17 protein-coding genes are annotated in these 24,186 nt (G+C 72.5%); 13 read left to right on the top strand and 4 right to left on the bottom strand.

All coding sequences use genetic code 11. The features are described 5' to 3' along the window. Positions 1-50: 50 nt before the first annotated feature. The 5 genes from ACIF8S_RS30500 (at position 51) to ACIF8S_RS30480 (ending at position 7,240) form a co-directional block, all read left to right on the top strand. Positions 51-2,297 (top strand): MMPL family transporter, encoded by a 2,247-nt coding sequence (locus ACIF8S_RS30500; RefSeq protein WP_400003442.1) that lies wholly within the window; start codon positions 51-53, stop codon positions 2,295-2,297. Beyond that, entirely contained in the window at positions 2,275-2,844 is a 570-nt protein-coding gene (locus ACIF8S_RS30495) for a GNAT family N-acetyltransferase (RefSeq protein ID WP_400003440.1), read from the top strand. The genes ACIF8S_RS30500 and ACIF8S_RS30495 overlap by 23 nt, the downstream gene beginning before the upstream one ends. Before the next feature lie 35 nt (positions 2,845-2,879). Continuing rightward, positions 2,880-3,407, top strand: coding sequence for a hypothetical protein (locus tag ACIF8S_RS30490; RefSeq protein ID WP_400003438.1), 528 nt, complete (start codon positions 2,880-2,882; stop codon positions 3,405-3,407). Positions 3,408-3,886: 479 nt separating this feature from the next. After that, complete coding sequence (locus ACIF8S_RS30485; RefSeq protein ID WP_400003524.1) at positions 3,887-6,985, top strand: AAA family ATPase; 3,099 nt, start codon at positions 3,887-3,889, stop codon at positions 6,983-6,985. 42 nt (positions 6,986-7,027) lie between these two features. Next, positions 7,028-7,240, top strand: coding sequence for a DUF6191 domain-containing protein (locus tag ACIF8S_RS30480; protein ID WP_400003437.1), 213 nt, complete (start codon positions 7,028-7,030; stop codon positions 7,238-7,240). On the opposite strand, the gene ACIF8S_RS30475 is transcribed toward ACIF8S_RS30480, so the two are convergent. After that, positions 7,237-8,394, bottom strand: coding sequence for a PQQ-dependent sugar dehydrogenase (locus ACIF8S_RS30475; RefSeq protein WP_400003435.1), 1,158 nt, complete (start codon positions 8,392-8,394; stop codon positions 7,237-7,239). The genes ACIF8S_RS30480 and ACIF8S_RS30475 overlap by 4 nt on opposite strands. Before the next feature lie 218 nt (positions 8,395-8,612). After that, on the bottom strand, positions 8,613-9,611 hold the full coding sequence (locus tag ACIF8S_RS30470; RefSeq protein ID WP_400003433.1) for an aldo/keto reductase: 999 nt from the start codon (positions 9,609-9,611) through the stop codon (positions 8,613-8,615). Positions 9,612-9,687: 76 nt separating this feature from the next. Here ACIF8S_RS30470 and ACIF8S_RS30465 point away from each other — a divergent pair, with 76 nt between their 5' ends. The 6 genes from ACIF8S_RS30465 to serA all read left to right on the top strand — a co-directional run bounded on the left by ACIF8S_RS30465 (position 9,688) and on the right by serA (position 19,647). Beyond that, positions 9,688-10,638, top strand: coding sequence for a 2-hydroxyacid dehydrogenase (locus tag ACIF8S_RS30465; RefSeq protein WP_400003431.1), 951 nt, complete (start codon positions 9,688-9,690; stop codon positions 10,636-10,638). Between the two features lie 409 nt (positions 10,639-11,047). Continuing rightward, on the top strand, positions 11,048-14,044 hold the full coding sequence (locus ACIF8S_RS30460; protein WP_400003430.1) for a putative bifunctional diguanylate cyclase/phosphodiesterase: 2,997 nt from the start codon (positions 11,048-11,050) through the stop codon (positions 14,042-14,044). Between the two features lie 232 nt (positions 14,045-14,276). Further along, positions 14,277-16,127, top strand: coding sequence for an acetolactate synthase large subunit (locus ACIF8S_RS30455; RefSeq protein WP_400003429.1), 1,851 nt, complete (start codon positions 14,277-14,279; stop codon positions 16,125-16,127). A gap of 21 nt (positions 16,128-16,148) precedes the next feature. Continuing rightward, positions 16,149-16,673 carry an acetolactate synthase small subunit gene (gene ilvN / locus ACIF8S_RS30450; protein WP_024888027.1) on the top strand — a complete coding sequence of 175 codons (525 nt, stop codon included), beginning with the start codon at positions 16,149-16,151 and terminating at the stop codon, positions 16,671-16,673. A gap of 117 nt (positions 16,674-16,790) precedes the next feature. After that, positions 16,791-17,789 (top strand): ketol-acid reductoisomerase, encoded by a 999-nt coding sequence (gene ilvC / locus ACIF8S_RS30445; RefSeq protein WP_400003427.1) that lies wholly within the window; start codon positions 16,791-16,793, stop codon positions 17,787-17,789. A 268-nt stretch (positions 17,790-18,057) separates the two neighbouring features. Beyond that, a complete protein-coding gene (serA, locus tag ACIF8S_RS30440) occupies positions 18,058-19,647 on the top strand; it encodes a phosphoglycerate dehydrogenase (RefSeq protein WP_349791002.1) in 1,590 nt (529 codons plus the stop codon). Positions 19,648-19,666: 19 nt separating this feature from the next. Here serA and ACIF8S_RS30435 read toward each other — a convergent pair whose 3' ends face one another. Beyond that, on the bottom strand, positions 19,667-21,208 hold the full coding sequence (locus tag ACIF8S_RS30435; RefSeq protein WP_400003425.1) for an MFS transporter: 1,542 nt from the start codon (positions 21,206-21,208) through the stop codon (positions 19,667-19,669). An 84-nt stretch (positions 21,209-21,292) separates the two neighbouring features. Between ACIF8S_RS30435 and ACIF8S_RS30430 the strand changes: the two genes are divergently transcribed. Further along, positions 21,293-21,895, top strand: a complete 603-nt coding sequence (locus tag ACIF8S_RS30430; protein WP_400003423.1) for a TetR/AcrR family transcriptional regulator — start codon at positions 21,293-21,295, stop codon at positions 21,893-21,895. Here the strand turns inward: ACIF8S_RS30430 and ACIF8S_RS30425 are convergent. Continuing rightward, positions 21,876-23,114 (bottom strand): PucR family transcriptional regulator, encoded by a 1,239-nt coding sequence (locus tag ACIF8S_RS30425; RefSeq protein ID WP_400003421.1) that lies wholly within the window; start codon positions 23,112-23,114, stop codon positions 21,876-21,878. The genes ACIF8S_RS30430 and ACIF8S_RS30425 overlap by 20 nt on opposite strands. Before the next feature lie 138 nt (positions 23,115-23,252). Here ACIF8S_RS30425 and ACIF8S_RS30420 point away from each other — a divergent pair, with 138 nt between their 5' ends. After that, entirely contained in the window at positions 23,253-24,179 is a 927-nt protein-coding gene (locus ACIF8S_RS30420) for a proline dehydrogenase family protein (protein WP_349790998.1), read from the top strand. Positions 24,180-24,186 lie beyond the last annotated feature (7 nt).

Raw genomic sequence — 24,186 nt, 5'->3', positions numbered from 1 at the left:
CGGCTGTACCCGGTCAAAGATCCACCCCGAGCCATACCGGGAGCACGCCTGTGGCAGCCCTAGCACGTTGGTGCGTTCAACGCCGTCTGTTCACCGTTCTGCTGTGGCTTCTCGCCCTGGTCGGGATCGCGGCGGGCGCCTTCGTCGCCGGCTCCGCCTACTCGAACGACTACAAGGTGCCCGGCACCGAGTCGGGGCGCGCCACCGAGCTGCTGAGGGAAGGCTTCCCGGGCCTCGGGGGCGACAGCGACAGCGTGGTCTGGCACACCTCGTCCGGCACGGTGCGGGACAGCGACGTCGAGCAGACCATGACCCGCACCCTCGACCGCATCGCGGACCTGCCCGGCATCGCCTCCGTCAGCACCCCGTACGCCGACGCGGGCGCCGGACAGATCAGCCAGGACGGCCGCACCGCCTACGCCACGGTGACCTTCGAGCACCAGACCAAGGACATGTCCCCCGGTCAGGCCGGTGCCGTGGTGAAGGAGGCCAAGGCCGCCGAGACCGACGGCCTGAGCGTCGATCTGGGCGGCAGCGCCGTCGAGCTGAGCGAGCCGTCCGGCGGGCACATGGCCGAGATCGTCGGCGTGGCCGTCGCGGCCGTGGTGCTGTTCCTCGCCTTCGGCTCGCTCGCCGCCTCCCTGCTGCCGATCGCCACCGCGCTGGTGAGCGTCGGCACCGCCTACGCGGGCATCGTCCTGCTCGGCCACCTGATGACCGTCGCGGACTTCGCACCCATGCTCGGGCTGCTGATCGGGCTCGGCGTGGGCATCGACTACGCGCTGTTCATCGTCACCCGGCACCGGCGCGGACTGAAGCGCGGCCTGAGCGTCACCGAGGCCGCCACCAGCGCCGTCGCCACCACCGGCCGGGCCGTGGTGTTCGCGGGTGCGACGGTGTGCATCGCCCTGCTGGGCATGCTGATCCTGCGCCTGAACTTCCTCAACGGCGTGGCCGTGGCCGCCTCGCTCACCGTGGTGCTCACCGTCGGCGCCTCCGTCACCCTGCTGCCCGCCCTGCTGTCGCTGATCGGCACCCGGGCGCTCAGCCGCCGCGAGCGGCGCCGGCTGGCCGAGCACGGCCCCGAGCCGGAGGTGCCCACCGGGTTCGCCGCCCGCTGGTCGGCGTTCGTGGAGCGCCACCCCAAGCTGCTCGGCGCGATCGCCGTCGTCGCGATGGCCGTCCTCGCGCTGCCCACCTTCTCGCTGCACCTGGGCACCTCCGACCAGGGCAACGACCCCAAGACCTCCACCACCCGCCAGGCCTACGACCTGCTCGCCGACGGATTCGGCCCGGGCGTGAACGGGCCGCTCACCCTGGTCACCAAGGTCGACGGCGCCCCCGACCGGCTCGCCCTGGACAACCTCGACGCCACCCTGCGCGCCACCGAGGGCGTCGCCTCGGCGTCACCGGTGACGTACAACCAGGGCGGTGACACCGCCTTCCTCACCGTCGTGCCGGAGTCGTCCCCGCAGTCCAAGCAGACCAGCGACCTGGTCGACCGGCTGCGGGAGGACGTGCTGCCCCGGGCCGAGTCGGGCACCTCGCTCGACCTCCAGGTCGGGGGCGTGACGGCCGGCTACGACGACTTCGCCTCCGTCATCGTCGGCAAGCTGCCGCTGTTCGTCGGCGTCGTGATCAGCCTGGGCTGTCTGCTCCTGCTGCTCGCCTTCCGGTCCATCGGCATACCGCTCAAGGCCGCCGCGATGAACGTGGCAGCCGTCGCCGGCGCCTTCGGCGTGGTCGTGATGATCTTCCAGTGGGGCTGGGGGAGCGAACTGCTCGGCCTCGGCCGCGCGGGCCCCATCGAACCCTTCCTGCCCGTGATCATGGTGTCCGTGCTCTTCGGGCTGTCCATGGACTACCAGGTGTTCCTGGTGAGCCGGATGTACGAGGAGTGGCTGGAGACCGGCGACAACCGCCGTGCCGTCCGCGTCGGCCTCGCCGAGACCAGCCGCGTGATCAACTCCGCCGCCGTCATCATGATCTCGGTGTTCCTCGCCTTCGTGCTGAGCGGTGACCGCGTGATCGCCATGTTCGGCATCGCCCTCGCCGCGGCCGTCGCCCTGGACGCCTTCATCCTGCGTACCCTGCTCGTGCCCGCCCTGATGCATCTCCTCGGCGGCGCCAACTGGTGGCTGCCCAAGTGGCTGGACCGGATCCTGCCCCGGATCAGCATCGAGCCGCCCGAGTGCCGCGCCGCCCATGAGAGGCTGGCCGCCGTCACGGACGCCGAGGTGGCGGACGTGCTGGCGGAGGAGGAGCGGCAGCGGGATGTACGCGATACGACTGGGTGACGACGGCGCCGAACTGCGCCCGCTGGAGCCGTGGCACGCCGAGGAGTTCCTCGCCCACCTGGACCGGGGCCGGGACTTCGTCAACCAGTACATCCCCTTCGGCTCCCGGGCCACGGACGTCACCACGGCCCGTGAGGCGCTCCAGCGCTACGCCGACATGCGCGCCGCCGACACCGCCTCGGTGCACGGGCTGTGGCTGGACGGCACGCTGGTCGGCGGGGTGCTCACGCTGAACTTCGACGCCGCGAACGGCACCTGCGAGGTCGGCTGCTGGCTGGAGCCCGCGGCCACCGGACGGGGACTGGTCACCCGCGCGATGCGCGTGCTCGTCGACTGGGCCGTCGAGCAGCGCGGGATCCACCGGGTCGAATGGGTCGCCGCGTCCGGCAACACGGCCAGCATCGCCGTCGCCCGCCGGCTCGGCATGACCCGGGACGGCGTCCGCCGCGCGGCCCACCTGCACCACGGCGTACGGCACGACCTGGAGGTCTGGTCCGTCCTCGCCCCCGAGTGGCGCGCCCGTGGGGAGCACCCGGACCCGCGTTAAGCGGAATCTCAGACGCCGTCCGTACGGTGCGAGACATGGGAACGAAAACAGAGGACGAGACCGAAACCGGAATCACGACCGCGACCACGGCCGGGCCTGACGGGCAGGTGACGGAACAGCCCGGGGAGCCCGCCGCCGAGGACCGCGCCGAACCGGCCGAGGGCCCGTCCGGCGTCGGACAGGGCGCCGCCGCGGTCGTCTCCGCGGCGCTCGGCCTCGTCTCGCTCACCGGCAGCTGGCTGGGCACGGTGGCCGCCGCACGCGAGACCCTGGTCGGCCAGCTGCGGACCGCCGCCGACGCGGGCGTCGCCACCCAGGTCAAGGAGATCTACGGCGACGCCTGGCACACCAGCGCCCTGTGGGGCGGCCTCTTCGCCCTCACCGCGCTGATCGTCGGCGCGGTGGTGCTGGTGCGGCCCGCGTTCGGCGCGCCCGGCCGCACCGCGCAGGCGCCCTGGATCAAGTCCGTCGCCTGGGCCGGCGTCGCCCTCGGTGTCGTAGGACTGCTGCTCGCGGTCCTCAAGTACACCGACCTCCTTCTGGGGCTTCCCGCGACCGGCTGAGGAGGCGCCTAAGGCCCCCGGCCCGCCTGAGGCACGCTTTCTAAGGCATCGCGCCCGCGCCAAGATATGGAACTCTCCCGATGTGGCGGACCCGCCTCGGGGACGAAGGTGGAGGCATCGCAGATAGCGACGTCGACACCGACTCCCAGGGGGAACACCATGTGGGAACACGAGCTGTACCGGCTCCGCCACGACGACCTCGTCCGCAGGGCCGCGACCGAGCGCCGCGCCCTTGCGGCCGTGCGGGGCCGCCGCGCCGCCCGCCGCGGAACATCGGCACGCGGCGCCGAGCCCGAGAGCCATACCCGGCGACGGTCCTGGTTCGCCCGGGCCGCGTGAAGAACGAACCGGGGCGGCGGCCGCGCCGAATGCGGCCGCCGCCCCTTTCGGCCGCTGTGACCACACAGTTTCGAGGAGGCGATGTCGTGCCGGTGCTCCGGGACGGGAAAACCGCTGCGCCGACGCCGGACGCGCATGCGATGCTCAAGGGCGTGGAGACCAAGTCCGTCAGTCCCGTTTTCGTCGGCCGCTCCGCCGAACTCGCCACTCTGAACGACGTGTTCACCCGCGCCGACGCCGGTGAACCCCAGGCGACGCTGATCGGCGGCGAGGCCGGGGTGGGCAAGACCCGCCTCGTGGAGGAGTTCGCCGCCGCGGCCCGCGACCGGGGCGCGGTCGTCGCCGCCGGCGGCTGCGTGGAGATCGGCGCCGACGGGCTGCCCTTCGCCCCGTTCTCCACCGCCCTGCGCCAGCTGCGCCGGGAGCTCCCCGAGCAGCTCGCGGCCGCCGCCTCGGGCCAGGAGGAGGAGCTGGCCCGCCTGCTGCCCGAACTCGGCGCCGCCGCCGCCCGCCAGGCCCGCCGGGACGAACAGGGCATGGCCCGCCTCTTCGAGCTCACCGCCCGCCTGCTGGAGCGGGTCGCCGCCGAGCACACCGTCGTCCTCGTCCTGGAGGACCTGCACTGGGCCGACGCCTCCACCCGCCACCTGCTCGCCTATCTGTTCCGCACCCTGCGCACCGGCCGTCTCGTCGTCCTCGCCACCTACCGCGCCGACGACATCCACCGCCGCCACCCGTTGCGCCCCCTGCTCGCCGAACTGGACCGGCTGCGCACCGTGCTCCGCGTCGAACTGGGCCGCTTCAACCGCGCGGAGGTGCACCGGCAGATCGCCGGCATCCTCGCCCGCGAACCCGAGCCGCACCACGTCGACGACATCTTCGAACGCTCCGACGGCAACGCCTTCTTCGTCGAGGAACTCGCCGTCGCCGCCCACGAGGGCTGCCGCACCGGCCTCACCGACTCCCTGCGCGACCTGCTCCTGGTCCGGGTGGAGACACTCCCGGAGGACGCCCAGCGGGTGGCCCGGATCGTCGCCGAGGGCGGCTCCGCCGTCGAGGACCGGCTGCTCGCCGCCGTCGCCGGACTCGGCGAGGACGAGCTCATCGAGGCCCTGCGCGCGGGCGTCAACGCCAGCATCCTCACCCCTGCCCCCGAACGCGACGGCTACCGCTTCCGGCACTCCCTGGTCCGCGAGGCCGTCAGCGACGACCTGCTGCCCGGCGAGCGCTCCCGCCTCAACCGCCGCTTCGCCGAGGCCCTGGAGGCCGACCCCGCCCTCGTCCCCGCCGACGAGCGGGCGACCCGGCTGGCCAGTTACTGGTACCACGCCCACGACGCCGCCAAGGCCCTGCCCGCCGTCCTCGACGCCTCCGTCGAGGCCCGCAGACGCCACGCCTACGCCGAACAGCTGCGGCTGCTGGAGCGGGCGATGGAGCTGTGGGACGGCGTCCCCGACGCCGTGCGCGCCGCACTGCGCCCGCTCGACCACGCCGAGACCTACCCCTGCCCGGTGCCGGCGGGACACGACGGGAGTCCGGAGGGCCACGACGCCGGGGGCAGACCGCTGCGCTATCTCGACCTCATGGCGGAGGCCGCCGTCGCCGGCCGCCTGTGCGGGGAGCGCGAACGCGCCCTGAAGATCACCAAACGGGCGCTGCGCCTCCTCGACGAAAACCCCGACCCGCTGCGCGCCGCGTGGTTCTGGGTGCAGCGCTCCCGGCTCACCCAGGCACTCGCCCGCGGCGACGGCTGGGACGAGCTCGGCACCGCGCGGGAACTGGTGCGCGGACTGCCGCCCTCCGAGGTGCACGCCGAGGTGCTGGCCTCCGCGGCCGGCTGGTCGATGCTGCACGAACCCGGCGCGGACGCCATGACCGCTGCGGAACGCGCCGTCGAGTACGCCCGCATGGTCGGCGCCCACGACATCGAGCTCAACGCCCGGCTGACCCTCGGCGGCCTCATGGTCGACGCAGGTGACATCGACGCCGGACTGGCCGAGCTGTACGAGGTCAAGGAACGGGCCACCGAACTCGGCGTCGACACGGTGGTCGCCCGCGCCTTCGTGAACCTGCCCTCCGTGCTCGAGAGCGTCGGCCGGTCCGAGGAGGCCGTGCGGCTGCTCGAGGAGGGCGTCCGGGTCACCCGGCGCCTCGGACTGCTGGACCCCGAGGGCTGGATGTACGGCAACCTCGCCGAGTCCCTCATCTCCGTGGGGCGCTGGGACGAGGCCGAGCAGGCCGCGACCCAGGCGCAGCGACCCGGGCAGGGCGCCAAGCCGCGCGCCGGCGGTTCGATCCGCCTCGCGCACCTGGCCCACGTCCGGGGGGACACCGCCGCGGCGGTACGCCGCCTCGCCGAGGCCCGCGCCCAGTTCGGCACCCACGACCCGATGCCGCAGTACGCCCTGCCGATGACGTGGGTCGCCCTCCACGTCGCCGCCGCCGAGGGCCGCCTCGACGAAGCCCGCGCCCAGCTGTTCGACGCCCTGAGTACCGGCTTCCCGCCCGGCACCCAGCGCTACGGCTGGCCCCTGCTGCTCGCCGCCGCCACCGCCGAGGCCGACCGGTACGGCGACCCGGAGACCGAGGCCGGCCGCGCCCAGGTCCTCGACCGCATCCGTGACGCGGCGAAACGCCTGGCCACCGGAGTCCCCCTGTGGACGGCCCACGACCTGTGGCTGCGCGCCGAACTGCTGCGCGCCGAGGGCAGGACCGAGCCCGACGCGTGGTCCGAGGCCGTGGCCGCGACGGAACCGCTGGGGCGGCCCTACGACCTCGCCTGCGTCCGCCTGCGGCTCGCCGAGGCGCTGCTGGCCGCCGGCGCGGACGAGGACGAGCGGGCCCGCGCCGTCGAACTGCTGCGGCTGGTGGACGCCGTCGCCGGTCACCTCGGCGCGGCGCCGCTGGCGCGCGAGGCCGCGCTGCTGGCCCGGCGCGGTCGCCTGGCGCTGACGCCCGCCCCGCGCGAGGAGACGCCCCCGGCTCCGGCCGACCCGGCCGAGGCACTCGGACTGACCAGCCGGGAGCGGGACGTCCTGCGCCTGGTGGCCGCCGGGCACACCAACCGCCGTATCGCCGAGGAACTCTTCATCTCGCCGAAGACGGCCAGCGTCCACGTCTCGAACATCCTCGCCAAGCTGGGCGTCTCCGGCCGTGGCGAGGCGGCGGCGGTGGCCCACCGGGTGGGCCTGGTCCCGGCCGGAGCCGGACAGCGGGAGGCCGCGCGACAATCGGTGTAGGACGGGAGCGGTCCGGCACCCGTGGCCCTGGGAAGGGGAGCGATGTTCAACGCCTTCGAGGAGCTGTTCGCCCCCGGACGCAAGCACGGTGTCGACGAGCGCAAGCGCCTGGAGCTGAGCCGGGAGGACGTCGGTGACGCCGACCCCGGACGCGGGCCGATAGACCTCGCGTCCGGGAAGGTCACCGTCCGCCGGCCGGAGCCCCCGCAGGAGGACACCGAGGACGCCTCCGAGGAGGAGCGACCCGGAAGCTAGCTCACCCGCAGCTCCAGGATGCGGTCGTCGTCGTCCTTCGGGTCGCCCCGGCCGTCCGTGTTGCTGGTCACCAGCCAGAGCCGGTCGCCGCCCGCGGCGACCACGGTGCGCAGCCGGCCGTAATCGTCCTCCAGGAAGGCCTGCGGGTCCGCGGAGGCCTCCGTCCCCCTGAGCGGTACGCGCCACAGCCGGTCGCCGCCCAGGCCCGCCATCCAGACGGAGCCCTCGGCGTACGCGATGCCGCTGGGGGACGCCTCGTCGGTGCTCCACTGGGCGATCGGGTTGTGGAAACCGCCCTCGTCGGAGTGGCCCTCCGCCTCCGGCCAGCCGTAGTTGTCGCCCGGCGCGACGGCGTTCAGCTCGTCCCAGGTTTCCTGGCCGAACTCCGAGGCGAACAGCCGCTGTTCACGGTCCCAGGCCAGGCCCTGCACATTGCGGTGGCCGTAGGAGTACACGGGGGAGCCGGGGAACGGGTTGCCCGGGGCCGGTTCGCCGTCCGGGGTCATCCGCAGGATCTTGCCGCCCAGGGAATCCTTGTCCTGGGACAGGCCCGTGTCGCCGCTCTCGCCCGTGCCCGCGTAGAGCATGCGGTCCGGGCCGAAGGCGATCCGTCCGCCGTTGTGCACGAAACCCTTGGGGATGCCCCGGAAGACCGTGTCGGGAGCCCCCAGCTGCTCGCCGGCCGGCTTCCGCTCGGTGTACAGCATGCGCACGATGCGGTTGTCGGAGGCGGAGGTGAAGTAGGCGTAGATCATGTGGTCCGAGGCGAACCCGGGGGACAGGGCGATGCCCAGCAGACCGCCCTCGCCCTCGGGCGAGACCCCGGGCACCTCGCCCAGCTCGGTCTTCTTCCCGGTCTTCGCGTCGACCCGGGTGATCGTGGCGTCGTCACGGGAGGACACCAGGAGGTCGCCGTCCGGCAGCGGGGCCAGGCCCCAGGGCGTGCTCAGTCCCGTCGCCACCGTGCGGACGACGGTCACCGAGCCCTTCGCGGGCGGGGTCTCCTCGGCCTTCCCGGAGGGCGAGGAGGGGGCCGCCGCGGCGGTGGAGGGGGTGCCGTCCCGGTCCGGCGGTGCTCCCTCGTCGGAGGAGCAGCCGGCCGTCAGCAGGAGCGCGGCGGCGGCCAGCACGGCCGTCACGGCTCGTCGTTGCACGATCTCGTCCCTTCGACGCGGCGGGTTCTGTCTGTCATACACCGCTCGCGCCTCCCAGGTTCCCGCTTCGCCCGGGCCGAACCCCGGGGCCGAACCCCGGGCCGAGCCCGGGGCCGGTGTCCGGGGCGCCCCCCGCCGGGCCTCCGGCCCCGCCCGCCACCCGGCCACCGTCGGCCACCGGTCGCGGGAGTGCGCCCCCGGCCGTGCCACGTGCCCGCTCAGTCCCAGGACCCCTGTGCCGCCGGAAGGGCCGCGATCTCCGCGAGGTCCCGTTCCGTCAGACGCAGGTCCGCCGCGGCCGCGTTCTCCGTGACCCATCGCTCCCGCTTCGTGCCCGGCACCGGGATCACCTGGCGGCCCCGGCTCAGCACCCAGGCCAGCGCCACCTGCGCCGGGGTGACGTGCTCCCCGTGCCGGCGCGCGATCCGGCGCAGACCCACCACGATCGGCTGGTTCGCGGCCATCATCTCGGCCGTGAAGCGGGGGTGCCGGGCGCGCAGGTCGTCCGCCTCGAACCCCACGCCGGGGGTCAGCGTTCCGGTCAGGAAGCCGTTGCCCAGCGGCATCGCCGCCAGGAAGCCGACGCCCCGCGACGCGCACCACGGCAGCAGGCGCTCCAGCGCCTCCGGCGACCAGACCGAGAGCTCCGCCTCCACCGCGCTGACCGGGAAGACCTGCTGCACCCGCTCCAGCTGCCGGATCGTCGCGTCGTGCAGCCGCGCCCCCGGCCGTCGCGACGAACGCGCCCCGACCGCGCAGAGCCCCAGTGCCCGTACCTTCCCCGCCCGCACCAGCTCCGCCATCGCGCCCCAGGTCTCCTCGACCGGCACCTCCGGGTCGGCGCGGTGCAGCTGGTAGAGGTCGATCACGTCGGTCTGCAGCCGGCGCAGCGACGCGTCGCAGGCCCGTCGGACGTACCCGGGGCGGCCGTTGGCCACGATGTGCTGGTCGCCCACCAGCAGTCCGACCTTGGTCGACACGAAGGCGTCGGCGCGCCGCTCCTTCAACACCCGCCCGAGCAGCAGCTCGTTGGTGAACGGCCCGTACATGTCGGCGGTGTCGAGAAGGGACGAGCCCACGTCCAGCGCCCGGTGCACCGCCTTCAGCGACTCCTCGCCGCGCTGCCGGGACGTGCTGTAGGCCCAGCTCATCGGCATGCACCCGAGTCCTACGGCACCCACCGCGAGCGCCGCCGCGCCGATCGTCCTGCGCTCCACCTGCTCGTGACCCTCCCTCTCCGGCCCCCCCAACCTAACCTCTGCGTCCGCGAACGCCTGAACTAGCCTCCGGAGCATGACTGCTGACGTGTGGCTCCCCATCCCGCCGGACGAGATCGAAGGGCTCCCCGAGGGGCCGCGGTACCGCTTCTGGGACGGCGGTGACGCGTTCCCGGCCGACCCGGCGGACTGCGCCTTCTACGTCGTGCCGTACATGAGGTCCGCCGAGGTGTGCCTGCGTCCGCTGCCGCGGATGCGTTCCGTGCGCGTGGTGCAGACCCTGTCGGCCGGCATCGACCACGTGCAGCCGGGACTGAAGGACCTGCCCGCGGGCGTGCGGCTCTGCAACGCCCGCGGGGTGCACGAGGCCAGCACCGCGGAGCTCGCGCTCACCCTGGTCCTCGCCTCCCTGCGCGGCATCCCCGACTTCGTGCGGGCCCAGGACCGGGGGGAGTGGCGGGGCGGCTTCCGGCCGGCGCTCGCCGACCGGAGCGTGCTGATCGTCGGGTACGGCTCGATCGGCGCGGCCATCGAGGACCGGCTCGCTCCGTTCGAGCTCGCGCGGGTGGCGCGCGTCGCGCGCTCCGCGCGCACCACGGAGCGCGGGCCGGTGCATCCACTCACCGAACTGCCCTCCCTGCTGCCGGAGGCGGACGTCGTCGTCCTCTCCACCCCGCTGACCGACAGCACCCGGCATCTCGTGGACGCCGGATTCCTGGCCCGGATGAAGGACGGTGCCCTGCTCGTCAACGTCGCCCGCGGACCCGTCGTCGACACCAAGGCCCTGCTCACCGAGCTGGAGAGCGGCCGTCTCACCGCGGCCCTCGACGTCACCGACCCCGAACCGCTGCCCGCCGGCCACCCGTTGTGGCGGGCCCCCGGTGTCCTCGTCAGCCCGCACGTCGGCGGACCCACGTCCGCCTTCCTCCCCCGCGCGAAGCGTCTGCTCCGCGACCAGTTGCGCCGATACGTGAACCACGAGGAGCTCGGCAACGTGATCCTGGTGACGGGAAGGGAAGACGTGTAGTCCGCTTCGAGTACCGTCCGCGACTCCCCGGAAGCGGTGGGTACTCGACGGTCCGTTGATCGTCACGGAGCGTAGAGGACCTATGTCCCTGAGTGACGATACTGGTGTATCGTCCCGACAGGGGCTGCGCCGTCGACCAACGGCGCGGGGGAGCGACACGAAGACTGTGAGGGGGGCGACGGGCGATGCACGGCCACTGGACGAGCGATCCGACGCGGCGGACGCGTCGGCGGCGACACCGGCGCACGGACACGCACAGGCGCGGCCACCACATCCGGCGCGGCGACCGGACCGACGGCGCCCGCCCTCACCTCGACCCCGGCGACGACCGGTGGACCGGCCGGCGGTCCAGGCCCCGGACGCTCCGGGGACCGTGGGGCGCGGCCATGGCGCGGACCGGGAGGGACCGGTGAGCGCGCCGCCCTCGACCCCCACGCTGGACGGAGCGCTGTGTCCCGCGTCCGCCCCGCGGGCGCCGCTGCCCGGTGCGCCCGCCGCCGCCCGGCGGCCCGGTCCGGCGGCGCAACTGGTCCTGGCCCTGGTCTGCGCCGCCTACGCCGTCGGAGCCGCGTGCGGCTGGGGCTCCGAGCGACTCGCCCTGATCATGGGCGACTTCGGGCTCAGCGCGGCGGCCGCTGCCGCCGCCGTCTCCTGCGTCGTCTACGCCCGCAGCCGCCGCACCCGCTACCGGCCCGCCTGGCTGCTGTTCGGCCTCTCCTCGGCCATGGCCTCCCTGGGCAACCTGGTCTGGGGCTGGTACGAGGTCGTGCTGAACCGCGAGGTGCCGAACCCCAGTTACGCCGATCTGTTCTTCCTCTGCTTCGCGCCGCCCGCCATCGTCGGCCTGCTGGTGCTCGCCAAACGGCCCGTGACCAAGGCCGGATGGGTCTGCCTCGGACTCGACGCCTGGCTGATCGGCGGCTCGCTGCTGACCCTGGCGTGGAGCCTCGCCCTCGCCCAGGCCGCCCAGGCCGAGGGCCCGGGCGTCGCGCACACGGCGCTGTCGCTGGCGTACCCGCTGCTCGACATCGCCCTGGTCAGCATGGTGCTGGCACTGCACTTCCGGCGCTCGGCGATCAACCGGTCCGCGGTGAACACCGCGATCGGGGCGCTCGCGCTCACCGTGATGTGCGACGCCCTGTTCACCTCCCCGCTGCTGCACGCCGACTACCGCTCCGGGCAGCTGCTCGACGCGGGCTGGTTCGCCGGCTCGCTGCTTCTGGCCTACGCCCCCTGGACGGCTCCCCGCCGCGGCGGACCGGAGCGCGAGGGGCACACGCGCGTGGTCCGCGAGCACCTGCCCGGGCGGCGCGGCGCCCCGGACCACCAGCACGCCCCGCCGCCCGGCCAGGACCCCGGCCGGTACCAGCTCTCGCGGCCCATCGCGGGATCCCTCGCCGCGCTCACGCCGTACCTGGCGGCGGCCGTGTGCACCCTCGGGATCCTCTACAACGTCCTCAACGGGCGCAGCGTGGACCGCGTCGTGCTCCTCACCGGCGGCACCGTCGCGCTGGCGCTCGTCGTGCGCCAGGGCATCATGCTCCTCGACAACATCACCCTGACCCAGGAACTGGCGCAGAAGGAGAACCACTTCCGCTCCCTGGTGCAGGGGTCGAGCGACGTCATCATGATCGCGGCGCCCAGCGGCATCCTGCGCTACGTCTCCCCGGCCGCCGCCGGGGTGTACGGCCGCCCGGCGGAGGACCTGGTCGGCACCGAACTGGCCGCGCTCATCCACCCCGAGGACCTGGGCCGCGTGGTGCACGAGGTGCGCCGGTTCCTCGCCGCCGACCCGGTCGAGGAGCCCACCACGCGCATCGAGTGCCGCTTCCGCTCCGGCGGCGGGGCAGGCTGGCTGAACGTGGAGTCGACGGTCAACCGGCACCACGGCGGCCTCATCTTCAACAGCCGTGACGTCACCGAGCGGGTGCGGCTCCAGGCCCAGCTCCAGCACAACGCCGAGCACGACCCGCTGACCGACCTGCCCAACCGCGCCCTGTTCACCCGGCGCGTCCAGCAGGCCCTCTCCGGCCGCCGCGCCTCGGACCGCGGAGCCGCCCTGCGCGGCACGGCGGTGCTGTTCATCGACCTCGACGGCTTCAAGGGCGTCAACGACACCATCGGACACCAGGCGGGCGACGAACTGCTCGTCCAGGCCGCCCGCAGACTGCAGGACGCCGTCCGCAAGGGCGACACCGCGTCCCGGCTGGGCGGTGACGAGTTCGCGGCCCTCATCGTCGGCGACGGAGTCCGCGACCGGGACGCCCGCGAGCGGCACATCCTCGAACTCGCCGACCGGCTCAGAGTCACCCTCTCCCAGCCCTACCTCATCGACGGCAACGACGTTCGCGTCAACGCCTCCATCGGCGTCGCCTTCGCCGAGCCGGGACTCGGCGCGGGCGAGCTGCTGCGCAACGCCGACCTCGCGATGTACCGGGCGAAGGCGGCCGGCAAGGGCCGGGTCGAGCTGTACGAGCCGCACATGCAGCAGGACGTCGTCCGCAAGGCGGAGCTGGCCACGCGGCTGCGCGCGGCCCTGCACCACGGCGAGTTCGCCCTGCTGCACCAGCCGGTGGTGTGCCTGGCGGACGGCCGGATCACCTCGGTGTGCGCCCAGGCGCGCTGGCGTTCCTCGCAGGGCGTGCTGTTCACCCCCGCGGAGTTCCTGCGCGTGGCCGAGGACAGCGAGAAGACCGCCGAGCTGGGCCGCTGGCTGCTGGACGAGGCGGTGGAGCAGGCCGCCGAACGGCACGCGACCGGGCTGCCCGTACCGGTGGCCGTCCGGCTGAGCGCCCGCCGGCTGCTGGACCGGTCGCTGCCCCTCGGCTCGATCGAGGCCCTGCTCACCCGGCACGGACTCCCGTCCGGCTCGCTGATCGTGGAGCTGGCCGACATCGACCCCAGGGTCTCCCTCGACGAGCTGGAGCGCCGGCTGACCGTGCTCAAGCGGCTCGGCGTGCGGATCGCCCTGGACGGCTTCGGCAGCGGACCGGCGGCGATCACGGCCCTGCGGCGGCTGCCCGTCGACATGCTGAAGCTGGACCGCAGCCTGGTCGACGGAGTGGCGGAGTCCGCGCGGCTGTACAAGATCACTCACGGGCTGCTGCGGATCGCCTCCGACCTCGGACTGCAGTCCGTGGCCGACGGCGTGGACCTGCCCGAACAGGCCGAGGCACTGCGGGCGATGGGCTGCACCCACGGGCAGGGCCTGGCGTTCTCCGGGCCGCTGGACGAGTACCGGCTGCGCCGGGCGCTGGCCACCGGCCCTTACCCGGTGCCGCTCGGTGCGGCCGAACCGGTGCTCGCCGGCGGGGGTTCCGCGGTGTACTCCTCCGGGGTGACCGCGGTGCTCAAGAGCGGTACGGCACTCCGCTCACATAATGAGACTCCCGTCCCACCCACTTGACAGTGAGTGCGCGCCGGGGGGAGGGTCAATGCCATGCGCACCCGAATTCTCGTACTTGGACAGCGCGTCGGCTGACGCTGAGCGACCAACGCTCAGCGACCCACCACCCGGCGCGCTCCCCTCGCTTGCCTTATGGCACGAGGGGTTTTTTGTTGCACAGGCACCTGTCGAGCAGCACGCGTAACCCGCACGAACTTCGCAAAAAACCCTCAGCATCGAGAAGAGAATGCCGATGACCGAGCAGGCCACCGGGGCCCATCACCCGCAGCCGCGGCCCCGTTCCGGAGGACAGCAGTCCGCCCCCGTCGAGCACGTCACGGGCGCGCAGTCCCTCATCCGCTCCCTCGAGGAGGTCGGCGCCGACACGGTATTCGGTATCCCCGGCGGCACGATCCTGCCCGCCTACGACCCGCTGATGGACTCGACCCGGGTGCGCCACGTCCTGGTCCGTCACGAGCAGGGCGCCGGTCACGCGGCCACGGGTTACGCGCAGGCCACCGGCAAGGTGGGCGTCTGCATGGCGACCTCGGGACCGGGCGCCACCAACCTGGTCACGCCCATCGCCGACGCGCACATGGACTCCGTCCCGCTGGTGGCCATCACCGGTCAGGTCGTCTCCAAGGCGATCGGCACCGACGCCTTCCAGGAGGCGGACATCGTCGGCATCACCATGCCGATCACCAAGCACAGCTTCCTGGTCACCAAGGCGGAGGACATCCCCCGGGCGATCGCGCAGGCCTTCCACATCGCCTCCACCGGCCGCCCCGGCCCGGTGCTGGTGGACATCCCCAAGGACATCCTCCAGGCGAAGACCACCTTCTCCTGGCCGCCCGTCATGGACCTGCCCGGCTACCGGCCCGTCACCAAGCCGCACGCCAAGCAGATCCGCGAGGCCGCCAAGCTGATCACGGCGGCCAGGCGGCCCGTCCTCTACGTCGGCGGCGGCGTCATCAAGGCAGGCGCCACCGCCGAGCTGAAGATGCTCGCGGAGCTCACCGGAGCGCCCGTCACCACCACCCTGATGGCACTCGGCGCATTCCCCGACGGCCACCCGCTGCACGTGGGAATGCCGGGCATGCACGGTGCGGTCACCGCCGTCACCGCGCTGCAGAAGGCCGACCTGATCGTCGCCCTCGGAGCCCGCTTCGACGACCGCGTCACCGGCAAGCTGGACAGCTTCGCCCCGCACGCGAAGATCGTCCACGCCGACATCGACCCGGCCGAGATCGGCAAGAACCGCGCCGCCGACGTGCCGATCGTCGGTGACGCCCGCGAGGTCCTCGCCGACCTTATCCAGGCCGTCCAGAGAGAGCACGCCGAGGGCCACCGCGGCGACTACTCCGCCTGGTGGAACGACCTGAACCGCTGGCGCGACACCTACCCGCTGGGCTACGACCAGCCCGCGGACGGCTCCCTCTCCCCGCAGCAGGTCATCGAGCGCATCGGACAGCTGGCCCCCGAGGGCACCGTCTTCGCGGCGGGCGTCGGCCAGCACCAGATGTGGGCCGCGCACTTCATCCAGTACGACAAGCCCGCCACCTGGCTGAACTCCGGCGGCGCCGGAACGATGGGGTACGCGGTCCCGGCCGCCATGGGAGCCAAGGCGGGCGTGCCCGACCGCACGGTGTGGGCGATCGACGGCGACGGCTGCTTCCAGATGACCAATCAGGAGCTGACCACCTGCGCCCTGAACAACATCCCGATCAAGGTCGCCGTCATCAACAACGGCGCCCTCGGGATGGTCCGCCAGTGGCAGACCCTCTTCTACAACCAGCGGTACTCCAACACGGTCCTGCACTCCGGCCCCGACGACGTCAACCCGGAGGCGAGGGGCACCCGCGTCCCCGACTTCGTGAAGCTGGCCGAGGCCATGGGCTGCTACGCGATCCGCTGCGAGGACCCCGCCGACCTCGACAAGGTCATCGAGGAGGCCAACTCGATCAACGACCGCCCGGTCCTGGTGGACTTCATCGTCCACGAGGACGCGATGGTCTGGCCGATGGTCGCCGCCGGCACCTCCAACGACGAGATCATGGCCGCCCGGGACGTGCGCCCCGACTTCGGCGACAACGAAGACGACTGAGCGAGAGAGACCGAAGAGATCATGTCCAAGCACACGCTCTCCGTCCTGGTGGAGAACACCCCCGGCATCCTGGCCCGGATCGCCGCCCTGTTCTCCCGCCGCGGCTTCAACATCGACTCGCTCGCCGTGGGTGTCACCGAGCACCCCGACATCTCCCGCATCACCATCGTCGTGAGCGTGGACGAGTTCCCGCTGGAGCAGGTCACCAAGCAGCTCAACAAGCTCGTCAACGTGCTGAAGATCGTCGAACTCGAACCCGGGCACGCCGTCCAGCGCGAACTCGTCCTGGTGAAGGTGCGCGCCGACAACGAGACGCGCTCCCAGATCGTCGAGATCGTCCAGCTCTTCCGCGCCAAGACCGTGGACGTCTCCCCGGAGGCCGTGACCATCGAGGCCACCGGCAGCAGCGACAAGCTGTCCGCCATGCTCAAGATGCTGGAGCCGTTCGGCATCAAGGAGCTGGTCCAGTCCGGCACGATCGCGATCGGACGCGGTGCCCGTTCGATCACGGACCGGTCGCTCCGTGCTCTGGACCGGTCGGCCTAAGACACCGAACGGGCGGCCGGGACACGGCCGGCCGCCCGCATCGCGAGACCCCCAACCTTCCCCCTCCCTCACCGTCATACGGTGGGACGCAACACCTGCACACAAGGAGAGAACCCAGTGGCCGAGCTGTTCTACGACGCCGACGCCGACCTGTCCATCATCCAGGGCCGCAAGGTCGCGGTCATCGGGTACGGCAGCCAGGGCCACGCCCACGCCCTGTCGCTGCGCGACTCCGGCGTCGACGTGCGCGTCGGTCTGCACGAGGGCTCCAAGTCCAAGGCCAAGGCCGAGGAGCAGGGCCTGCGCGTGGTGACCCCCTCCGAGGCCGCCGCCGAGGCCGACGTCATCATGATCCTCGTCCCGGACCCGATCCAGGGCCAGGTCTACGAGGAGTCCATCGCCCCGAACCTGAAGGACGGCGACGCGCTGTTCTTCGGCCACGGCTTCAACATCCGCTTCGGCTTCATCAAGCCCCCGGCCGGCGTCGACGTCTGCATGGTCGCCCCCAAGGGCCCGGGCCACCTGGTGCGCCGCCAGTACGAGGAGGGCCGCGGCGTGCCCTGCATCGCGGCCGTCGAGCAGGACGCCACGGGCAACGGCTTCGCGCTGGCCCTGTCGTACGCCAAGGGCATCGGCGGCACCCGCGCCGGCGTCATCAAGACCACCTTCACCGAGGAGACCGAGACCGACCTGTTCGGAGAGCAGGCCGTGCTCTGCGGTGGCACCGCCGCCCTGGTGAAGGCGGGCTTCGAGACGCTGACCGAGGCCGGCTACCAGCCGGAGATCGCCTACTTCGAGTGCCTGCACGAGCTGAAGCTGATCGTGGACCTCATGTACGAGGGCGGCCTGGAGAAGATGCGCTGGTCGATCTCCGAGACCGCCGAGTGGGGCGACTACGTCACCGGCCCGCGGATCATCACCGACGCCACCAAGGCCGAGATGAAGAAGGTCCTCTCCGAGATCCAGGACGGCACCTTCGCCCAGACCTGGATGGACGAGTACCACGGCGGCCTGAAGAAGTACGACGAGTACAAGAAGCAGGACTCCGAGCACCTCCTGGAGACCACCGGCAAGCAGCTGCGCAAGCTGATGAGCTGGGTCGACGAGGAGGCCTGAGCCGATCCGTCGGAAGGGCCGGAGCGGCATGCTCCGGCCCTTCGGGCGAACCAGGGGTAACGTCGGTGGTACCGCGTTGTCCGTCCCGTCCCACCACGGACGGGTGATCCTTCCGAAGCGGCGTAAGACGACGCCACCGGCGCCACTACACTGCTGCACTACATACGCGTCAGGCCCACAGCGTCGTGCGTCTTCCACGCGGCTAGCACTTCTTCACCGCCTGCGGCCGTCGGGACGGCCGTCCGCATTGGGACTTGTGAGGACTCACGTGAGCTCGAAACCCGTCGTACTCATCGCTGAAGAGCTGTCGCCCGCCACCGTCGACGCACTCGGCCCGGACTTCGAGATCCGGCACTGCAACGGCGCGGACCGAGCCGAACTGCTCCCCGCCATCGCCGACGTCGACGCCATCCTGATCCGCTCCGCCACCAAGGTGGACGCCGAGGCGATCGCCGCGGCCAACAAGCTGAAGGTCGTCGCGCGAGCCGGCGTCGGCCTCGACAACGTCGACGTCTCCGCCGCCACCAAGGCCGGCGTGATGGTCGTCAACGCCCCCACCTCCAACATCGTCACCGCCGCCGAGCTCGCCTGCGGCCTGATCGTGGCCACCGCCCGCCACATCCCGCAGGCCAACGCCGCACTGAAGAACGGCGAGTGGAAGCGCAGCAAGTACACGGGCGTCGAGCTCGCCGAGAAGACCCTCGGTGTCGTGGGTCTGGGCCGCATCGGTGCGCTGGTCGCCCAGCGCATGTCCGGCTTCGGCATGAAGGTGGTCGCCTACGACCCCTACGTCCAGCCGGCGCGCGCCGCGCAGATGGGCGTGAAGGTGCTGTCCCTCGACGAGCTGCTCGAGGTCTCCGACTTCATCACCGTGCACCTGCCGAAGACCCCCGAGACCCTCGGGCTGATCGGCGACGAGGCGCTGCGCAAGGTCAAGCCGACCGTGCGTGTCATCAACGCCGCGCGCGGCGGCATCGTCGACGAGGAGGCGCTGTACTCGGCGCTCAAGGAGGGCCGCGTCGCCGGCGCCGGCCTCGACGTGTACGCCAAGGAGCCCTGCACCGACTCCCCGCTCTTCGAGTTCGACCAGGTCGTGTGCACCCCGCACCTCGGCGCCTCCACCGACGAGGCCCAGGAGAAGGCCGGTATCGCCGTCGCCCGCTCGGTGCGCCTCGCCCTCGCCGGTGAACTGGTCCCCGACGCGGTGAACGTCCAGGGCGGTGTCATCGCCGAGGACGTCAAGCCGGGCCTGCCGCTGGCCGAGCGCCTCGGCCGCATCTTCACCGCGCTGGCGGGCGAGGTCGCGGTCCGCCTCGACGTCGAGGTGTACGGCGAGATCACCCAGCACGACGTGAAGGTGCTGGAGCTCTCCGCGCTCAAGGGTGTCTTCGAGGACGTCGTCGACGAGACCGTGTCCTACGTCAACGCCCCGCTGTTCGCCCAGGAGCGCGGTGTGGAGGTCCGGCTGACCACCAGCTCGGAGTCGGCCGAGCACCGCAACGTGGTCACCGTGCGCGGCACCCTCGCTGACGGCGAGGAGATCTCGGTCTCCGGCACGCTGGCCGGTCCCAAGCACGTCCAGAAGATCGTCGCCGTCGGCGAGTACGACGTCGACCTCGCGCTGGCCGACCACATGGTCGTCCTGCGCTACGAGGACCGCCCGGGTGTCGTCGGCACCGTGGGCCGCATCCTCGGCGAGGCGGGCATCAACATCGCCGGCATGCAGGTCGCCCGGGCGACGGTCGGCGGCGAGGCGCTCGCCGTGCTGACGGTCGACGACACCGTGACCACCACGGTGCTGGGTGAGCTGGCCGCGGAGATCGGGGCGACCTCGGCCCGTTCCGTGAACCTGGTCTGACGTCACCCTTCGTCAGGGCTCACACGCCGGACGGGCTGAGTTTCTCGGCCTGTCCGGCGTTTCCCGTGTCCGGACGTACCCGGACGTGCCGCAGGCCCGCCACCGCGATCCCCGCCGCGACCAGGAGCAGCAGCGCCCCGGCGACCGCCGCGCCCCGCATTCCCTCGGTGAACGCCTCGCGTGCCGCCGTGGCCAGGGCGTCCCCCGCGCGCCCCGGCATCTCGGCGGCGACGGCGAGCGCCCCGCCGAGGGTCTCCCGCGCCGGCTCGGGCGCGGTGTCCGGCATGGCGTGCCGGTAGACGGCCGCGCCGATCGACCCGAGGGCGGCCATGCCCAGGGCGCCGCCGAACTCGGTGCCGGTCTCCAGCAGGGACGAGGCCGAGCCCGCCCGGTCCACCGGGGCCGAGCTGAGCGCCAGGTCGGTGAGCAGGGACATCACGACGACGATGCCCGCGGCCATCACCCCGCACGCCGCCAGCACCAGCCACAGGGAGTCCGTCCCGGCCAGGGCGAGCAGCCCGTAGCCGCAGGCGGCGATGAGGAATCCGGCGGTGACGACGTGCGCGCGCTCGGCCCCGCGCTGCACCAGCGTCGCCGCGGCCGGGGCGGCGACGCCGATGAGCACCGACGGCAGCAGGCTCCACAGCGCGGCCTCCAGCGCGCTCTTGTCGAGCACCGACTGCAGGTACTGGGTGGTGAAGATCGCGGAGCCCATCATCCCGAGCGCCGACAGGGTGTTGAGGACGAGCGCGGGACTGAAGCCGTGCCCGCGGAACAGCGCGGGCGGGATCATCGGTGACTTCGCGGTGCGCTGCCGGTGCACGAACAGCGCGCCGAACAGCAGGCCGACGGTGATCGAGACGACGTACCGGACGTTCCAGCCCTCGGAGGGCAGTTCCTTCAGGCCGTAGACGACGGGCAGCACCGTGGCCATCGACAGCGGGACGCTGAGCAGGTCGAAGCGGCCGGGGGAGGGGTTCCTCGACTCCGGCAGCAGCAGCGGGCCGAGGACCAGCAGCAGCGCCATCGCGGGCAGGTTGACCAGGAAGACCGAGCCCCACCAGTAGTGCTCCACGAGCAGCCCGCTCATCACCGAGCCGAGCGCGATGCCGCCCGTCATCACCCCGGACCACAGCCCGATGGCCTTCGCCCGCTGGCCGGAGTCGGTGAACATCGTGCGGACCAGCGCCATCGTCGACGGCATCAGGGTGGCGCCGCCGATGCCGAGCACCGCGCGGGCCACGATCAGGGTCTCCGCGCTGTGCGCGTAGGCGGCGAGCAGGGAGGCGGCGCCGAAGGCGGCAGCGCCGCACAGCAGCAGCCGGCGGCGGCCGATGCGGTCGCCGAGCGCGCCCATGGTCATCAGCAGGCCGGCCAGTACGAAGCCGTAGATGTCGAAGATCCACAGTTGCTGGGTGCCGGTCGGCTCCAGGTCGGCGCTGATCTCGGGGACGGCGAAGTAGAGGACGGAGACGTCCATCGAGACCAGCAGCAGCGGAAGCATCAGGACGACGAGCGCGGTCCACTCGCGGCGGCCGGCCCGGGGCGGGTTCGGTGTCATGACGCCGACTGTACGCACGTCTTATACGACTGTCTAGAACGGTTGTATAAGACGCCCGTATGGGGTGCGGGGTAGGCTGCGGCCATGGGACACCGTGAGGATCTGCTCGAAGGGGCCAAGCGCTGCCTGCTCGCCAAGGGGTTCGTGCGCACCACGGCGCGCGACATCGTCAAGGAGTCGGGCACGAACCTCGCGTCCATCGGCTACCACTACGGCTCCAAGGACGCGCTGCTCGCGCAGGCCTACGTCTCCCTCGTGGAGGGCATGGGCGACGCCTTCGACGGCGACGGGACGGTGGACGAGGCCGCGCCCGGATCGCTGGAGCGGTTCGAGCGGGTGTGGGCGAACATCATCGCCACCATGAAGGACCCCGGCTCGCTGTGGCGGCTCAGCATGGAGGTGCTCGCCATGGGCGACCGGATGCCCGAGGTGCGCGCGCACCTCGCGGCGGCCCAGCGCGAGGCGGGGCGCGGCCTGGTGCCCCTGCTCATGGGCGGCCGGGAGGAGGACGTGTCCGACGCGACCGCCGACACCGTCGGCGCGTTCTACGTGACCCTGATGACCGGCCTCATCGCCCAGTGGACCTTCGACCCGGACAGCGCGCCCGACGCCGAGCGGCTCACCGCCGGCCTGCGCCAGGTGGTCGAGGCGGCCACGAGCGGGGCGTCTACAGACGGTGCGCCTTGAGCGCCATGTGCAGCAGCAGGCGGTCCTCACCGTCGTCCAGGTCCAGGCCCGTGAGCTGCTCGATCCGCGACAGCCGGTAGTACAGCGTCTGACGGTGGATGCCCAGCTCCGCCGCCGTGCGCCCGGCCTGGCCCGCGCAGTCGAGGTACGCCTCGGCGGTGCGGGCCAGTTCCGTGTGCGCGGGGGAGAGCAGCGGGCCGACCGCCGGGTCGTGGGCGGCGCCGGGGGACAGCGCGGTCAGCAGGCGGTACGGGCCGATCGACGCCCAGCGGGCGACCGGTCCGAGGCGGGGTTCGGCCAGCGCCGCCCGCGCCGACGCGGACGCCTCGTCCCAGGCGGTGCCCAGATCGGCCAGGCCGCCGCGGGGCGCGGCGATGCCGGCGGCCACCGGAGGAGGCCCGGGCCGGCCCGCCGGACGGCTGTCGCGGGCCCGCTCCAGCAGCCGGCCCGCCGCCGTCGTCGCCGGCGACAGCACGTCGGCCGAGCGCAGCCGCAACAGCAGAGCCAGCGACACCGAGGTGGCGCCCCACGGCAGGGTGCACAGCGCCGTGGCCCCCGGCACCGTACGGACCGAGGGCGCGTCGTCGGGGTCGGCGGACGGCCAGGGGGCGACGCAGACCACCGTGTGCAGGCCCTCGGCGCGGGGGCCGAGGGCGGTGCGCAGCTCGGCGACCGCCATGTCCCGCTGCCAGTCCCGCTCCGCGGTCAGTACCGCGCGCAGCTCACGCGTGAGGTCCGCGCCGTGCTGGGCCTCGTCCGCGAGCAGCGCGCCGATCCGCGCGGTCACCCGCATGGCCGCGTCCAGCTGCTCCGGTGTGGGCCCCGGGTCGTCCTCCAGGAGCCAGACGTATCCGAGGGCCACCCCGCGATGGCGTACCGGCAGACAGACGCGCCCCCGGTGCACGCCCGCCTCCGGGGTGCGCGGGATGTGGACCGGGCCGGTCGCGCGGGTGATGCCGAAGCCCTCGAACCAGGCGCGGACCGCCGCCGTGGAACGCCGGGTCAGGATCGAGCGGGCGCGCACCGGGTCCAGGGCGGACGGGTCGAGGTCGCCCTCGCTGTCGTACGCGCCGAAGGCGATCAGCTCGAAGTCGCGGTTCTCCAGGGTCGCCGGAGCGCCGAGGAGCTCCGAGATCTCGTCCACCAGCTCCTGGTAGTCGTCCCTGTATTCCGACGTCACCCGGGCATTCTGCCGCAAAAACCGGTGCCCTTCATACATCTGTCTGAGATCTGGTCCAGGGATGCGTGACGTCTGTCGATGGCCCAGGATCGGGGTCGTCCTTAGGTTTCACGGTGGTTCTCCGTGCCGTCCCCGAAACGTCGGGTGGCGGCCTCATGCAGCTTGTGGAGGTGCCCCGTGCTGGGTCCCGTGATTCTCGCCGCGTCGCGCAGCGACCGGATGCGACGCCTGATCTCGGCGGCCCCGGTGACCAAGCAGGTCGTCGACCGCTTCATCCCCGGTGAGACCGTCGACGAGATCCTGCCCATCGTCCAGGAGCTCACCGGCAACGGGCTCGAGCTGACCATGGACGTCGTCGGCGAGGACATCACCACGCCCGCGCAGGCCGCCGCCGCCCGTGACGCGTACCTGGAGCTGATCGGCCGGCTGAAGTCGCTGGAGCTCGGCCCGCGCGCCGAGATGTCGGTGAAGCTGTCGATGTTCGGCCAGGCGCTGTCCGGCGGCCACGAACTGGCCCTCGCCAACGTCCGCCCGGTCGTCGAGGCCGCCGCAGAGATCGGCACCACGGTCACCCTCGACGCCGAGGACCACACCACCCTCGACTCGATGTTCGCCATCCACGAGGAGCTGCGGAAGGACTTCCCGCAGACCGGCTGCGTCATCCAGGCCTACCTCTTCCGCACCGAGGAGGACGCGCGCCGCCTTGCCGCGGCCGGCAGTCGCGTACGGTTGGTGAAGGGCGCCTACAAGGAGCCCGCCGAGGTCGCCTACCAGCAGAAGCACGAGATCGACAAGGCGTACGTGCGCATCCTGCGGACGCTGATGGAGGGCGAGGGCTACCCGATGATCGGGTCGCACGACCCGCGCCTGATCTCCATCGCCCAGGAACTGGCCCGCACCGCCGGCCGCAAGCTCGACGAGTACGAGTTCCAGATGCTCTACGGCATCCGCGGGGACGAGCACCTGCGGCTCGCCGCCGAGGGCCACCGCATGCGCGTCTACACCGCCTACGGCACCGACTGGTACGGCTACTTCATGCGGCGTCTGGCGGAGAAGCCGGCCAACCTCCGGTTCTTCGCCCGCAGCATGATCACCAAGGGCTGACACCACA

The sequence above is a fragment of the Streptomyces sp. NPDC085937 genome (assembly GCF_044540535.1).
In the GTDB taxonomy this organism is placed as follows: domain Bacteria; phylum Actinomycetota; class Actinomycetes; order Streptomycetales; family Streptomycetaceae; genus Streptomyces.
Note: the sequence above shows the minus strand (reverse complement) of the source record. Positions and strands in the feature narration are given on the sequence as shown.